Source organism: Bordetella genomosp. 11 (assembly GCF_002261215.1).
Taxonomy (GTDB): domain Bacteria; phylum Pseudomonadota; class Gammaproteobacteria; order Burkholderiales; family Burkholderiaceae_B; genus Bordetella_C.
This window is the reverse complement of sequence record NZ_NEVS01000004.1, coordinates 1,325,126-1,339,602: the sequence shown is the minus strand read 5'-3', so window position 1 is coordinate 1,339,602 and position 14,477 is coordinate 1,325,126. Positions and strand designations below refer to the sequence as shown.

General features: G+C 66.5%; 15 protein-coding genes. 8 read left to right on the top strand and 7 right to left on the bottom strand.

The genetic code is table 11. The features are described 5' to 3' along the window. Window positions 1–248 precede the first annotated feature (248 nt). The 4 genes from CAL28_RS13645 to CAL28_RS13630 all read left to right on the top strand — a co-directional run bounded on the left by CAL28_RS13645 (window position 249) and on the right by CAL28_RS13630 (window position 3,775). Window positions 249–560: a non-heme iron oxygenase ferredoxin subunit gene (locus CAL28_RS13645; protein WP_094841888.1), complete on the top strand. Its 312-nt coding sequence runs from the start codon at window positions 249–251 to the stop codon at window positions 558–560. 5 nt (window positions 561–565) lie between these two features. After that, complete coding sequence (locus tag CAL28_RS13640) at window positions 566–1,846, top strand: NAD(P)/FAD-dependent oxidoreductase (protein WP_094841887.1); 1,281 nt, start codon at window positions 566–568, stop codon at window positions 1,844–1,846. A 35-nt stretch (window positions 1,847–1,881) separates the two neighbouring features. Next, complete coding sequence (locus tag CAL28_RS13635) at window positions 1,882–3,171, top strand: aromatic ring-hydroxylating dioxygenase subunit alpha (protein WP_094841886.1); 1,290 nt, start codon at window positions 1,882–1,884, stop codon at window positions 3,169–3,171. An 88-nt stretch (window positions 3,172–3,259) separates the two neighbouring features. Beyond that, window positions 3,260–3,775 carry an aromatic-ring-hydroxylating dioxygenase subunit beta gene (locus CAL28_RS13630; protein ID WP_094841885.1) on the top strand — a complete coding sequence of 172 codons (516 nt, stop codon included), beginning with the start codon at window positions 3,260–3,262 and terminating at the stop codon, window positions 3,773–3,775. 89 nt (window positions 3,776–3,864) lie between these two features. On the opposite strand, the gene CAL28_RS13625 is transcribed toward CAL28_RS13630, so the two are convergent. From CAL28_RS13625 to CAL28_RS13595, 7 genes are all read right to left on the bottom strand, one after another. After that, window positions 3,865–4,500, bottom strand: a complete 636-nt coding sequence (locus tag CAL28_RS13625) for an N-carbamoylsarcosine amidohydrolase (RefSeq protein ID WP_094841884.1) — start codon at window positions 4,498–4,500, stop codon at window positions 3,865–3,867. Between the two features lie 2 nt (window positions 4,501–4,502). Continuing rightward, the gene (locus CAL28_RS13620; protein WP_094841883.1) at window positions 4,503–5,543 is read right to left on the bottom strand and encodes a 2,5-dihydroxypyridine 5,6-dioxygenase; all 1,041 of its coding nucleotides are present in this window, start codon (window positions 5,541–5,543) and stop codon (window positions 4,503–4,505) included. A gap of 84 nt (window positions 5,544–5,627) precedes the next feature. Then, window positions 5,628–6,515, bottom strand: a complete 888-nt coding sequence (locus CAL28_RS13615; RefSeq protein ID WP_094841882.1) for an alpha/beta hydrolase — start codon at window positions 6,513–6,515, stop codon at window positions 5,628–5,630. A gap of 229 nt (window positions 6,516–6,744) precedes the next feature. Continuing rightward, window positions 6,745–7,497 (bottom strand): maleate cis-trans isomerase family protein, encoded by a 753-nt coding sequence (locus CAL28_RS13610; protein ID WP_094841881.1) that lies wholly within the window; start codon window positions 7,495–7,497, stop codon window positions 6,745–6,747. A gap of 28 nt (window positions 7,498–7,525) precedes the next feature. Next, window positions 7,526–8,488 carry an amidohydrolase family protein gene (locus CAL28_RS13605; RefSeq protein WP_094841880.1) on the bottom strand — a complete coding sequence of 321 codons (963 nt, stop codon included), beginning with the start codon at window positions 8,486–8,488 and terminating at the stop codon, window positions 7,526–7,528. Between the two features lie 316 nt (window positions 8,489–8,804). Further along, complete coding sequence (locus CAL28_RS13600) at window positions 8,805–9,272, bottom strand: MarR family winged helix-turn-helix transcriptional regulator (RefSeq protein ID WP_094841879.1); 468 nt, start codon at window positions 9,270–9,272, stop codon at window positions 8,805–8,807. 163 nt (window positions 9,273–9,435) lie between these two features. After that, entirely contained in the window at window positions 9,436–10,731 is a 1,296-nt protein-coding gene (locus CAL28_RS13595) for a M20/M25/M40 family metallo-hydrolase (protein ID WP_094841878.1), read from the bottom strand. 153 nt (window positions 10,732–10,884) lie between these two features. On the opposite strand from CAL28_RS13595, the gene CAL28_RS13590 reads away from it, so the two are divergent. The 4 genes from CAL28_RS13590 (at window position 10,885) to CAL28_RS13575 (ending at window position 14,468) form a co-directional block, all read left to right on the top strand. Then, complete coding sequence (locus CAL28_RS13590; RefSeq protein WP_254926116.1) at window positions 10,885–12,066, top strand: CaiB/BaiF CoA transferase family protein; 1,182 nt, start codon at window positions 10,885–10,887, stop codon at window positions 12,064–12,066. Further along, complete coding sequence (locus CAL28_RS13585; RefSeq protein WP_094841877.1) at window positions 12,063–12,788, top strand: enoyl-CoA hydratase/isomerase family protein; 726 nt, start codon at window positions 12,063–12,065, stop codon at window positions 12,786–12,788. Before CAL28_RS13590 ends, CAL28_RS13585 begins: the two co-directional genes overlap by 4 nt. Window positions 12,789–12,907: 119 nt before the next feature. Next, window positions 12,908–13,741, top strand: a complete 834-nt coding sequence (locus CAL28_RS13580; RefSeq protein WP_094841876.1) for a CoA transferase subunit A — start codon at window positions 12,908–12,910, stop codon at window positions 13,739–13,741. Further along, on the top strand, window positions 13,734–14,468 hold the full coding sequence (locus CAL28_RS13575; protein WP_094841875.1) for a CoA-transferase subunit beta: 735 nt from the start codon (window positions 13,734–13,736) through the stop codon (window positions 14,466–14,468). Before CAL28_RS13580 ends, CAL28_RS13575 begins: the two co-directional genes overlap by 8 nt. Window positions 14,469–14,477: the final 9 nt, after the last annotated feature.

Below are 14,477 nucleotides of genomic sequence, written 5' to 3'. Positions count from 1 at the left end.
TGAAGACGCATCCACCGCTCATGAAAACCCATGCGCCACGATGGTCCGCGCATGCACCCACCCGGCACATCGGCGCACCACCGCGATACCTAAAATACAGGGTTTTCCCCCTCGTACGGCATGGTGGTGGCATGCGTCGGCATGATGCCGCGCGCGCCCGCATGCCCACCCGGGAAATCCCTAGGAGCTTGCCGCTTTTTATGAGCAGTACACTGATGACAATTACTCAGCATACTGACGAGAAGGATATGAACTGGACCCGAATCGCATCGACGGACGCATTGGAAGACGATGAGGTCATGGCCGTGCAGGCCGACGGCAAGCCATTGGCGCTGTACCGCAGCGAGGGTGAATTTTTCGTCTCGGACAATGTTTGCACCCATGCGTATGCATTGCTGTCGGACGGCTATCTGGAAGACGGCTGCATCGAATGCCCCCTGCACCAGGCGCGCTTCGATATCCGTACCGGCAAGGCACTGTGCGCGCCCGCGACCGGCGACATCCGTGTGTATCCCGTCAAGGTCGAGGGTACCGACATCCTGACCGACGTCTCACGGTGACCCGCATGGCGCCCCCCGCCTCCATCGTCATCGTCGGTGCCGGCCAGGGCGGCGCCATGGCGGCCGCCGCCCTGCGTTCGTCGGGCTACGCCGGCGCGCTGGTCCTGGTCGGCCGCGAACCGCATGCGCCCTACGAACGCCCGCCGTTGTCCAAGGCCATCCTGCGCGCCGTCGAGGCCGAAGCCGCCGCGGCGATTCATCCCCCTGCTTTCTATGCGGGGCAGGACATCAGGCTGATCTCCGGCATGGAAGCGCTGGCGCTGGATCCCGCGCGGCGCGAGATACGCCTGGCGGACGGATCGGTGCTGGCCTACGACCGCTGCCTGTTGGCCACGGGCGGGCAGGCGCGCGAATTGGCGGCGTTGCCGCGCGGCACGCCCAACGTGCACTATGTCCGCACCCTGGATGACGCCCGCGGGCTGCGCGCCTGCCTGCGCCCCGGCGCGCGCATCGTTGTGGTCGGCGGCGGCTTCCTGGGCCTGGAAATCGCCTCCACCGCCCTGGATGGCGGTGCCGACACGACCATCGTCGAAAGCGCGCCGCGCCTGCTGCCCAACGCCCTGCCCGCTCCCTTCTCCGATTGGCTGGCGGCGCGCGCGGCGGCGACCGGCGCCAGGCTATGCCTGGGTACCGGTATCGCCTCCATTGCGTGGCATGCCGACGGCCGCACGCCGTCCGCGCTGGTGCTGGACAGCGGAGAAGCCCTGCCGGCGGACGCCGTCGTGGTGGCCATCGGCCTGCAGCCGGAAGTCGGGCTGGCGCGCGATGCCGGCCTGGACATCGACCCGGCGAATGGCGGCATACGCGTGGATGCGCATTGCCGCAGCTCCGATCCCCACGTTCTGGCGATCGGCGACTGCGCCAGCCAGCATCGCGATTTCCTGGGCCGGCATGCGCGCCTGGAGTCCTGGCAGAACGCCAACGAACAGGCACGCGTGGCGGCCGCCGCCATGCTCGATGCCGAGCCGCCGCTGCCGCCCTATCCCTGGTTCTGGACAGATCAGTTCGGCTGCAATATCCAGATGCTGGGAATGCCGGCGCCCGGGCTGGTCTATGCCTGCCGCGGCGCCGACAGCCCCGAATCGGAGACGCCCCGCCTGATCTGGCTGGGCCATCGCGACGGCATACCGGTGCACGGGGTCGCCGTGAACGCGGCGGCGGACCTGCGCCAGCTGCGCGGCCTGTTCGAACGCGGCATTCGTATCGACCCGGCGGGTTTCGCCGATGCGGGCACCGCCCTGAAACCCTGGATCAAGGCCTGCCAACAGGCCGCCACGCCGGCCTGACCGCCGGCGCTCGCGCATAGCGCAAGGAGTCTTACATGTACCAATCCCAGACCGTGATTGGCCGCACCGGCGCCGACAAGGACACCGGGCTGGCGCAATGCCATTGGCCCGAAGACGCCCTGCATGCCATCCCCGATTGGGTCTACACCAGCAACGCCATCTACGAACGGGAAATGGAGCGCATCTTCCGCGGCCGGACCTGGAACTACGTCGCGCTGGAGGCGGAGATCCCCAAGCCCGGCGACTACAAGCGCTCTTTCGTCGGCCCCACGCCGGTGGTGGTCTCGCGCGCCGACGATGGTTCGATCCACGTCTTCGAGAACCGCTGCGCGCACCGCGGCGCGGAGTTCTGCCGGAACCCGCAGGGCAATACCAAGGAATTCGTCTGCCCTTACCACCAGTGGTCCTATGACCTGAAAGGCAATCTGCAGGGCATCCCCTTCAAGCGCGGCGTAAACAAGGAAGGCGGGATGCCCAGGGACTTCCGCAACGAGCAGCATGGCCTGCGCCAGCTGCACGTGACGACGCGCCATGGGGTGGTTTTCGCTTCGTACTCGTCGGACGTGGAGCCCATCGCGGAATACCTCACGCCGGAAATCCTGGCCGACTTCGACACCGTCTTCCCTGGCAAGCCGCTGAAGATACTGGGCTACTACCGCAACGAATTGCCCTGCAACTGGAAGATGTACCACGAGAACCTGAAGGACCCCTATCACGCGACGCTGCTGCATTCCTTCCTGGTGGTATTCGGCCTGCTGGTGGCCGGCAACAAGTCCGCCATGCTGGTGGACGGCGCGCACGGGCGCCACGGCACGATGGCATCGGCCAAGAGCGAAGACAAGTACGCCAGCGTGAGCGAAGAGAACAAGAAAGAGATGCGCTCTTTTCACGATGGGCTGCGCCTGCGCGACGATCGCTTCCTGGAATACGTGAAAGAATTCGATTCGCCCTGGTCGGTAACCATGCAGACCATCTGGCCCAACCTGGTGGTGCAGCGCGAGATGAATACGCTGGGGGTACGCCATATCGTCCCCAACGGCCCGGACAGCATGATCATGCAGTGGACGATGTTCGGCTATGAAGACGACACGCCGGAAATGACCCGGCATCGCCTGCGCCAGGGCAACCTGATGGGGCCGGCGGGATTCCTGGGCCTGGAGGACAACGAAGCGATGAAGTTCGTGCAGGAAGGGGTGCGCCGATCCACCAGCGACCTGAATGTGCTGAAGCTCGAGTCCGGCAAGCTGGGGACCTCGAACACCCTGATTTCGGAAGCGGCGATCCGTTCGATGTATCGCTACTACCGCGAGGTCATGGCGCTTTGAACCGCGCGCGCACGCCGGCCGCGCGTGGGGCGCGGCCACCGGGCCACGGCGCCTTCGCCATCCATCGCCTTATGCAGAGACTTCCAGAATGAAAACGAATTTTGCCTATGCTCCGCGCCGCATCGAGCCGGCGCGCGCCATCGCGTTGCGCCAGGAAATCGAGGAATTCCACGCCGATTATTGCGCCGTGCTGGACGCCAACCAGATCGAAAGCTGGCCGGATTTCTTCACCGCGGACGGGCTGTACCGCGTCACCTCGCGCGAGAATGCCGATCGCGGGCTGCTGGTGGGCCTGGTCTACGCCGAGGGCCGCGACATGATGCAGGATCGAGCGGTGGCGATTTCCCGCACGCAGATGTTCGCCCCGCGCTATATGCGGCATCTGGTGACGAACACGCGCGTCCTGGAAGCATCGGACGCCGGCATCGAGGCGCAATCGTCCTTCCTGCTGACGCAAACCCTGGTGGAAGGACCCACCACGCTGCACCTGGCGGGCTTCTATCACGACGTATTCGTTCGCGTCGAAGGCGGGCTGAAGCTGAAAGAGCGCCAGGTAATCTACGACACGGAGATTCTGGCCAACGATCTGGTGTATCCGGTCTAGCGATAGGCTCTGTCCGGGGCGCCGGTCCCGGCGGCCCGCTGCGGAAATGGCCATGCCCTATGGCCGCTTTCCGCTTCAGCAGGCGGGCCTCAAAGGCCGGGCGCGGGGGATGCGATCGCGGCCAGCGCGTCGGCGCGGGACATCACGGTGGCGTACTTCTGTTCCATGTCGAACAGATTGGCCTCATGCGGACCGAGCGCGCGATCGCCAACGCAGTCCGCCACCACCAGCGGCCGGAAGCCGGATTGCATGGCGTCCACCACGCTGGCACGCACGCAGCCGCTGGTGACGGCACCCGCCACCAGCAGGGTCTGCACACCCCGCTGGGCCAGCCAGGCGGCGAGTCCGGTGCCGAAGAATGCCGAGGGCACGGTCTTCCGCACGATCAGTTCGCCGGCGCGCGGCGCCAGTTCGGACACGATGGCGCTGCGCGGATCGTGCTCTTTCAGGGTCAGCATGCCGGGAACCTTGATGCTGAAGATATTCGAGTCCGCGCCGTCGTCGGCGAAGACGATGCGGGTATGGGCGATGGGCCAGCCCTGCCGGCGTGCATGGTCCAGCAAGGGCACGGTGTTGGCGATGGCCTGCGGGATATTGCCGCCGCCGAATACGGCGGGATCGGCGAAGCCGTTGACCAGGTCGACGATCAGCAGGCCATAGGGCGGCCGCGGCGCCATCGTGGCGCCGAAGCCCTGGCGCCTGTAGGTTTGTTCTTTGCTTTCCATGCCTAGGCGTCCTCGTTCACCACCTTGCCATCCCGCACCACTTCCTTGCCGTCCAGCGCCACTGTGCAGCGGCGCAGCGGGATATCGATATGGCAGGCGGTGGTGCGCGAGCCGCCGGCCTCGTTGTTCGGTCCCAGCGAGAACAGGAAATTGCCTTCGTAGGCGCGCGCGTCCATGCCCAGCGTGGCCTCGCGGTCGTACAGCGAAAGCGTGCTCCAGTGCGCGCGCGGCTGCAGGCCCCAGCCGATATGCGAGATCGCGTAGGCTTCCGGATCGTCGAAGCTTTCCATATAGGTACGCAGCAGCTCGGCGTCCACGCCGCCTTCGATGCGCGTGGCATAGCCGTTTTCGACGGTAAGTACGATGGGTTCGCTGGCGTACGACTTCTGCGGCAGCACGATGTCGCCGCGGTCGATGACGATGGTGCCGTTGGCGCCGCCCTCGTTGGGAAAGGTCAGCACGAAGCCGCTGGGCCAGTGGTCCCAACGGCCCGGCTCGTCCACGAAGCCGTATTCGCTGATGGCGGGGAATTCGCCCAGGGGGCAGGCCAGCGAGGTCCCCGCCGCGGAGGTCACCGTCATCTGCCTGGCGGCAACCACCCGGCGCGCGGCCGCCTGTACGCGCGCGCGGTCCGCTTCGGTGGGCACCAGCCGGGCCAGCACCTCCGGCGGCTCGACCGCCAGCAGGATCTTCGTGCCGCCCTGCAGGATCTCGTGCTGTTCCGGCGAGAACAGCAGCGTCATCAGGTCCAGCACCAGGTCGCTGGCCTTCAGCGCCGCCATGGCCGCCTTGTTGCCCGTCAGCGGTGTGGTGCCCAGGTAGGCCAGCGCGTCGCGGCTCAGCGCTTTCGCGCCGTTGACCGGCGGCAGGTCCAGCCGGTTGACCACCGCGCCCATGTCCTGGCAGGCGATCAGCGCGGTGGACAGGGTTTGCGCATGCGTGGCCGCGCCGGTCAGGATCGTCACCGCCTGCCCGGGCTGCAGCTTCGATAGCGTCAGCACCTGTTTCCAGGCGCGGATCAGTTCATAGTCGCTTACTGGCATTGTCGGCTCCTTGCGATATCGATGGCGGCACCGGCCATGGCGCGATAATCGGCTGGCCGTGCCGCGCGCGTGTGCGCCCACCCACTATCTGGATTGCTCGCCGGGCAGGCGGGCCCCCAGGAAGTCGCCGAAGGCGGCGTAGAAGCCTTCTTCGTTGTCCCACGGGATCATGTGCCCGGCATCGGCGACGCGAACATGCGTCGTCCCCGGCTTCATGGCCTGGATCTCCGCGACGTCCTCGTCCCTGACGACATCGCCGCGCGCGGCCGTCACCAGCAGCAGCGGCACGTCCATCGCCGGCAGGTTGGCGTGGATGTCCTGCGTATGGAATTCCTCGAAGCTCTGGCGGATCGCCCGCTCGTCGCACGTATGCAGCCATTCCGCGCGCAGGCGCAGTTGTTCCTGCGTCCAGGTCGGGCAGAAGGCACGCATCTGCCCGGCGTCCATGCCGCGGCTGGCCTGGGCGATCGAATCCACGTACCACGGCAACTGGGCCGGATAGCCACGCCGCCCGGGGCCGGACACCGGCGGATCCACGGCCACCACGCGCGCCAGGCCCGCGGGACGCCGGCTGGCCGCGCGAATGGCGATACGGCCCCCCATCGAATGCCCCACCAGGCTGTACCGCGTCAAGCCCAGCGCACCCGCGAAGGCCACCACGTCATCGGCCTGGGCATCCAGTCCGTAGTCCAGCTGCGCCCCCGCCTGCGACAATCCGCGGCCGCGCACGTCCAGCACATAAGTATCGAACACCCGACCGAAGCGCTCGCCGACAAAGCCCCAGGTCGCCGCCGGGCTGGTAATGCCCGGAACGATAATGACCGCATCCAGCGCCCCGCCCCGCCCGTCCGGCCCCAGGCCGGCCCCGTCTTGCGCCGCGCCACCGGGCGCATAGCGCAAATAGTGCTGCCGTATGCCATTGGCATGCACATTGCCGCCATAGCAAAAGCTCGTCGATCCGCTCGTAGACATTCCATCCTCCATGGCGCGCCGCGCCACGCGTCGAAAAAACACCGCACCCAACCCAGACGCCGCCACTACAGCCCTACCGTTCCGTCACCGCGTCCCCTGGAACCTACATCACAGCCCCACGCAAAAAACCGCTGCCTCCCAATCCGGGACGCCGAGGATCCGGCTCCGCCGGTCCTCTGGCGTCGCCCCCTTGAGGGGGAAGCGCGGTAGCGCTTCGGGGGTGGGTTTATCAATACGCTCCCGAAAGCAGAGCCCCGGCGCCGGGAACCACTCTTTCCATATCCAATGCCTTCAGCATCGCGTAGGTGGTTGCGATGGCCGCGGTGATCACCGGCTTGCCGGTCATGGCCTCGACCTGCGCGACCACCGGCAGCGAGGGCATCTGCACGCAGGCCGACAGCACGATGGCGTCGGCGCGCGACAGGTCCATGCCGGTGACGATGCCGGGCAAACGCGACGGGTCGTGCCGGCCTACCTCCAGGTTGTCCGGGATTTCCAGCGCGCGGTGGTCCACCACCTCGTAGCCTTCGTTGGCAATGTAGTCGATGACCAGCTGCGTCAGCGGCTTCATGTAGGGCGCGACCACCGCGATGCGGCGCGCGCCGATCACTTCCAGCGCGTCGATCAATGCCCCGGCGCTGGTGATGACCGGCGCGTCGGCGCCATTGGCCGCCGTGTGCGCCTTCAGGCGGCTTTCGGACTGGCGGTGATAACCCGGTCCCATCGCCATGATGGCCACCAGGCAGGCATAACCCAGCACGTCCACGCGCGCGTCGCTCAGCTCCACGGCGCAGCGGTCGGACTCGGCGTCCATCGCGGCCAGCTCCTCCTTCACCACCTTCTTCATGCGCATGCGGCTGGAGTGGAAGGTAAAGCGTTCCGGCCGGATCTGCTGGCGGGCCAGCAGCATCGCCGGTATTTCGGTTTCCATCGTGGTGTTGGAGCTCGGCACGATCTGGCCGATGCGGTAGGTGCGTTGCATGGGTGGCTCCTGCGAGGCGCTGTGGCGATCAAAGCTTGAACAGGCGGCGGGCATTGCCGTGGCAGATCTTTTCGCGGACGCGTTCGTCCATGGGCGTTTCCTCGATGAAGCGCGCGGCGATGCGCGTCGATTCATAGGGATAGTCCACCGAGAACATGACCGCGTCCTCGCCCATTTCCGCGATGGCGCCGAGCAAGGCATGCGGCGAACATACGCCCGACGTGGTGATCACGATGTTGCTGCCGATGTATTCGGACGGCGGACGCTGCAGCGTGATGCCGTGGGAATACACGGCGAAGCGGCTGTCGAAGCGCCAACGCTGGAACGGCAGGCCTTCGCCCATGTGGCCGAGTATCAGCTTGATCCCGGGAAAACGGTCGAACACCCCGCCGAACAGCAGGCGCAGCGCGTGCGAAGCGGTCTCCACGCCCCAGCCCCAGGACGCCCCCACCAGCTCGGGATGGCCCTGGTAGGCATGCGGCACGATGTAGGGATCCACCGGATGCAGATACATCGGCACATCCAGCGCCTGCATGCACTCCCAGAAAGCGTCGTAGGCGGGATCGTCGTAATAGCGCCCATTGGTATGGCCGTTGACCAGGGAGCCCTTGAACCCGTATTGCCCGACGCAGCGCTCCAGTTCGCGCGCGGCGGTGACAGGATCGTGCATGGGCAGCACGGCGAAACCGCCGTAGCGATCCGGATGGCGGGCCACCTGCTGCGCGAGAAAATCGTTGTTCCGCCGCGCGCGCTCCAGCGCCACCGCGGCATCCGGCTCCGCCTGTACACCCGGGCCGGTCTGCGAAAGGATGACGTAGTCGATGCCCGCGTCGTCCATCTCGCGCAACCGCACCTCGTCGAAATCCTCCAGCCTGGCGGCGAGGTCCGCGAAGACCGCCGGGTCGATATGCTGCGAGAAGCTTTTCGTATAGTCCTTGAAGCCTACCGCTGTGTAATGCTCTTCGAAGGCGATCTTGCGCACCCTGGCCATGCCTGTGCTCCTCTTGGGTCCATTGCCGCGCCGGGATGTCCCGGCCTTATTTATCAGCATACTGAGTATGAGTCCGGCCCTCGCCCCTATGCCGCGAGCCTGGGCAAGCCGGGCGCTGCCCCGGACGGCCTCGAGGCCCCCGGGAACGAGACGTCAGTATACTGACTTTATAGTCAGCGTACTGACAAATTAGGGAAATCCTTGATACGCGGGTGCCGGGCGGGAAATCCGCGAACGCCCTGCTCTTGCGCAAGGCCGCGCGCGTATTTCCGGACGCTCAGGAGTGGGCGGCCCGGAGGGCGGGACCGCCCCTGCGTCAGAAGGCGCGCAGCTGCGCGCGACCGTACTGGTTATTGGCTTCGACCAGGGTGGACAACAGCTTCATGAACACCTGGCGATTACGGGGCGAAAGCGGTTCCAGCAGGCGTTGCTGCGCGCGCGCCATGCCGGCCTGCAGCAGGCCCATGATGCGCAGGCCCTCTTCCGTGATGACGGCCTGCCGCGATCGCTTGTCGTTGGGATTGACCCGGCGCTGCACCAGCCCCCGCTCCTGCAGGCGCTTGATGACATCCGCCGTGGTCGTGCGGTCCAGCCCCAGCTCCATGCCGATCGCGGTCTGGTCCATCCAGGGACTGAGCGAAAGCGCGGTCAACACGCCATACTGCACCGGCGTGATGTTCTGCGTGCGGCATTCCTCGAAGAACATCGCATAGTGGATCTGGTTCAGCCGCCGCACGAGATAGCCGGGCCGTGCCCAGAGCACCTGCTTGGCCGGCGCGAACACCGTATCATCCGGCGCCGATGCCGCCGGAGCGCTCCGCCTTTTTTTTGCTTTGGTCGGGATAATCGCGTCTGCCATGGATAAGGAGTGTGAACGGGCCGGAAAGTTGTTAGTACACTGAATATTACACCATCGCCCCCAGACCGTCCCTGCCCCCACGGCACCGCTATTTCGCAGGCACCTTGCCGTTGCTGAGATCCATGATCATGCGCGAAGCCAGGTACATGCGCGGCACGATGGTTTTGATTTCGATGTACTCGGCGGCGTTGGAATGCGCGCCGAAGCCGTTCACGCCCATGCCCTCGATGACGGGCCCGCGCGCTTTCAACGCGGCGAACGCGGCATCGGTACCGCCGCCGGCGGCGCGATCGACCACATTCATCGGCATCCCCAGCTCCTGGTAGATGGCCTTGCCATGCTCGGCCAATGCCCGCGACGCGGGCGTGGCTTCCAGCGGCGGGCGGCGCACCTCGAACTTCATGCTGACCTTGGACTCGGGCAGCAGCTTGTTCTTGATGCGCTCCTGCAAGGCCGCTTGCAGCGCGTCGAAGTCCGCCACGCGCAGCGCGCGCGCATCGGCCTGCGCGGTCGCGTTGCCCGGTATCACGTTGCGGTTGGTGCCGGCCTGCGCCACCGTCCAGTTCAGCTTCAGGCCTTCTTCCGGTTTGGACAAATCGTCCAGCTGCAGAATCTGGTGCGACAACTCGTACAAGGCATTGACGCCCCCTTCAGGCCGGGAGCCGGCATGCGACGTCCGTCCCGCCACCGTCAGGTATGCGGCGCCGATGCCGCTGGTGGCCAGGCGCAGGTCGCCATGCGTGCCGCCGCCCTCGAAGGAAAACACGGCATCCTGGTCCGACGCCAGCCGCGTGATGGTGCTGCGCGCGCCGGGGGAACTGATCTCCTCATCGCCGTTGAACAACACCGTCAGGGTGCCGAAGTCGTCGAACTTCAGCTTTTGCAGCAGGGCGACGGTATGGATGACCAGCGCGACACCCTGCTTGTCGTCGGCGATGCCCAGGCCGTAGGCACGGTCGCCGTCCACACGGAAAGGCTGGTCCTTCAGCATGCCGTTGCGATAGACCGTGTCCATGTGCGCGATCAGCATGATTTTCTTGCTGCCCTTGCCTTTGAACTCGGCGTGCACCATGGGTCCGATGACTTCGGGCGTATCCCCCATGCGGAAGACGTCGGTGGGCTTGATCACCTGTACCGACCCGCCCAACGCCTTGAGCTTGTCCGCGACCAGGGCGGCGATCTGCTCGACGCCTTCGACGTCCCGGCTGCCGGATTCGATACCGACCAGGTCGCGCAGGGTATCCAGCATGGGCTGCTGTTGCGCCTGGGCGGCATCCAGCACCTCCGCCACGGGAGCGGCATGGCTGGCGGCGGCGCCGAGGACCGCGAGGGCCAGCAGCGACGAGGCGGCGGCACGGCGGAACTGCAACGAAGCGAACGACATGGCGAATCCTCCTCCGGTGTTGTAGTCCGACGATGATAGACCGGCTTTGGCGCCTGGGAGTGGCGCCAGTAGACGCGGCGCCGAATGGAGTGCTAATCTGCCTCGAAATACCAAATTTCGTAAGCATCATCCCAACATTTAGGAAATATGGATATGCCAGATCCCATGGTCGCGCCGCTGGCCGGAATCACCGTCATCGAAATCTGCAACGTCGCCGCCGGCCCCTTCTGCGGCATGCTGCTGGCCGATATGGGCGCGGATGTCATCAAGATCGAACATCCAGAGGGTGGCGATACGCTGCGCAGCTGGCCGCCGATTTCGCAGGGCTATAGCGAGAACTTCGCTTCCCTGAACCGCAACAAGCGATCCGTCACGCTGAATCTGAAGGATCCCGCCGACGTCGAACTGGCCCGCGGCCTGATCGCCCGAGCCGACGTGCTTCTGGAAAACAACCGGCCCGGCGTCATGGATCGCCTGGGCCTGGGCTATGCGGCGCTGAGCGAGCGCAACCCCCGGCTGCTGTACTGCTCGATCTCGGCCTACGGGCAGTCGGGCCCGCGCGCGCAGGAAGGCGGCTTCGACCTGACCATCCAGGCCATGAGCGGCATCATGAGCGTGACGGGCGAACAAGGCGGCGCACCCGTCAAGTGCGGCGTGCCGGTGGCCGATTTTTCCGCCGGGCTGTATGCCGCATTCAGCATCGCCAGCGCGCTGCGGCAGGTGCAGGCGAGCGGCCAGGGCGCGCACATCGATGTCTCGATGCTGGGCGCGACGCTGGGCATCGCCGCGCTGCAGACCTCCGAATTCTTCGGCAGCGGCCGCGACCCGGTCAAACTGGGATCGGCGCATCCGCGCAACGCCCCCTATCAGGCCTTCCGCTGCCGCGACGGATACTTCGGCATGGCGGCGGGCAATAACGCCCTGTGGAAGAGCGTCTGCGCCGTCGTCGGCCGCGACGACTGGTACGCCGATCCGCGCTTCGCCGATACCAGCCTGCGCGCGCGCAACCAGCAGACGCTGCGCGAAATGCTGGAAGAGATCTTCCTGCAGCAGGACGCGGAACACTGGCTGGCGCGATTCCGCCAGGCCGGCGTGCCCTGCGCGCCCATCAATTCCTATTCGCAGGTGCTGGACGATGAGCAGGTGGCGCATATGGGCTGGGTCCAGCCGGTCGAGCTGCCCAACGGCGTCAAGACGCGCACCTTCGGCATGCCGGTGCGCTTCGACGGCCGCACCGCCACGATCCGCCAGCGGCCGCCCGGGCTGGGCGAGCACAACGACGAAATCCTGACAACCCTGCGCGGCGCGCCCCTGGCCACGGAGACGGCGAAATGAGCGGCCTGGTACGCATCGAACGCGACGATGCCGCGTTTCATATCCGCTTGAACCGGCCGGAAAAAATGAACGCCCTATCGGCGGAAATGGTCGAGGCCCTGATCGACGCCGTCGAACAGGCGCATCGGCAGGACGCCGGACTCATCACGCTGGAAGGCGAAGGCAGGAACTTCAGCGCCGGCTTCGATTTTTCCGATGTGGACGCGCAATCCGAAGGCGACCTGCTGCTGCGCTTCGTGCGCATCGAGACGCTATTGCAGTTGCTGCGAACCTCGCCCTGCCTGACGGTGGCCCTGGCGCACGGCCGCAACTTCGGCGCCGGCGTGGATCTTTTCGCCGCCTGCCGCCTGCGCTACGCCGACAAGGACGCCACGTTCCGCATGCCTGGCCTGAAGTTCGGCCTGGTGCTTGGTACCCGCCACTTCGCTGCCCTGGTGGGCGCCCAGGCAGCGCGCGCGCTGCTGGAAACCGCGGCCACCTTCGATGCCGCGCATGCCCGCGAGATCGGTTTTCTGCAGGCGATGGCGCCGCGCGACGAATGGGCCGGGCTGCGCGCCCAGGCCCTGGCGCGCGCGGCGGAACTTCCGCGGGCCAGCCGCGCGGCCCTCTACGACACGCTGGCCGACCGTGGCGCGGACGAAGACCTGTCGCGACTGGTGCGATCGGCCGCCGCGCCGGGATTGAAACAGCGCATCGCCGCCTACCTGGGCGCGCCGCGCTAGCCGCCCGAAGCGGACGCAATACACGGGACGCGAGACCCGAAGACACGAAGACACAGGAACAAGGCGCCATACGCCCGCCAGCCTGGCAACACGAATACACCGCGAGGAGACACCGCATCATGGGATCCGGCTTCAATCAACCTGACAAGCAGCGCACCCTGTCCGAACTGGCGGCGCTGATTCCCGACGGCGCCTCGGTCGCGCTGGGCGGCAGCTTCCTGCACCGGGGCCCGTTTGCCCTGGTGCGCGAATTGATCCGGCAAGGCCGGCGCGACCTGGAGCTGATCAAGCAATCGCCCGGCTACGACGTCGATATCCTTTGCCGCGCGGGTACCCTGCGCCGCGTGCGCGCCGGCATCGTGGCCATGGAAGGCAACTTCGGCCTGGCGCCGGGCTATCGCAAGGCCATCGAACAAGGCAAGGTGGAGCTGGAAGAACACGCCTGCGCCAGCCTGACCGCCGGCCTGCGTGCCGCCGCCTATGGCGTGCCCTTCATGCCCTGCGGCGGCCTGCATGGCAGCGACCTGCCCAGCCTGAACAACTGGGCCTGCCTGGACGATCCCTATGGCAGCGGGCAAAAGACCTGGGTCATACCGGCCGTGCGGCCCGACTTCGCCGTCATCCACGCCAGCGAGGTCGATGCCAAGGGCAATGTACGCGTGCGCGGCACCTATCACTGGGACCGCATCATGAGCCGGGCCGCGGGCAGCGTGCTGGTGGTGGCCGAGCGCATGGTCGACAGCGCCGTCTTCGAACGCGAACCCGAGGCCACCGTGGTCCCCTACTTCATGGTGCAGGCGCTGGCCGTCGTGCCGAACGGCGCGTGGCCGGGATCCTGCTGGCCCGACTACGCCATCGACTATCCCGCCGTGGAGCGATACATGGACACCACGCGCAGCCTGGACGCCCACATGGCCGAGGCTCCGGAAATCCAGGAGACCCTCCATGCGTGAAGCCTGGTCTCCGTTTTCGTACATCGTGATCAACCTGGCCCGCTTCATCCGGCCCGACGAGATCACATTCAGCGGCGTCAATTCCACCTTCCCCATGCTGGCCTGCCTGCTCGCCAAACAGGCCTACGAATGGGACTACGTCTATATCAACGTGGCCGGCGGGGTGGATCCGCGCCCCTCGCACGTGCCGCTGTCCAGCTCGGACCCGGTGCTGGCCGAACATTCCGCGTCCATCTTCGCCAACGAGGATTTCTACGACCTGTGCACGCGCGGGCGCATGGACCTGACTTTCCTGGGCGCGGCCCAGATCGACGGCGAAGGCTGCGCCAACAATTCCAGCATCGGCGACTGGCACCGCCCCAAGGTCCGCCTGCCCGGCGGCGGCGGCGGCGCCGTGATGCTGCCCACGGCCCGGCGCGCCTGCACCTGGCGCACGGAACATTCGACGCGCACCTTCGTCCCCAAGCTGGATTTCAAGACATCGTGGGGCGGCTTTCACGGCGTGGTCACGCCCATCGCGGTATTCGTCAAGCGCGACGGGCGCCTTGCCTTGCAATCGTGGCATCCGGAGGCCAGCCTGGAAGAGGTTCGCGCGCGCACCGGCTTCGAGTTCGACGCCACGGACGCGGCGCCGACGCAACCGCCCACCGAAGGAGAAGCACGCGCGCTGCGCGCGCTGGATCGCGACGGGCAGTTCGAACGCGACGCGGCCGTGCGGCTGCGCTGATGGGGAAGG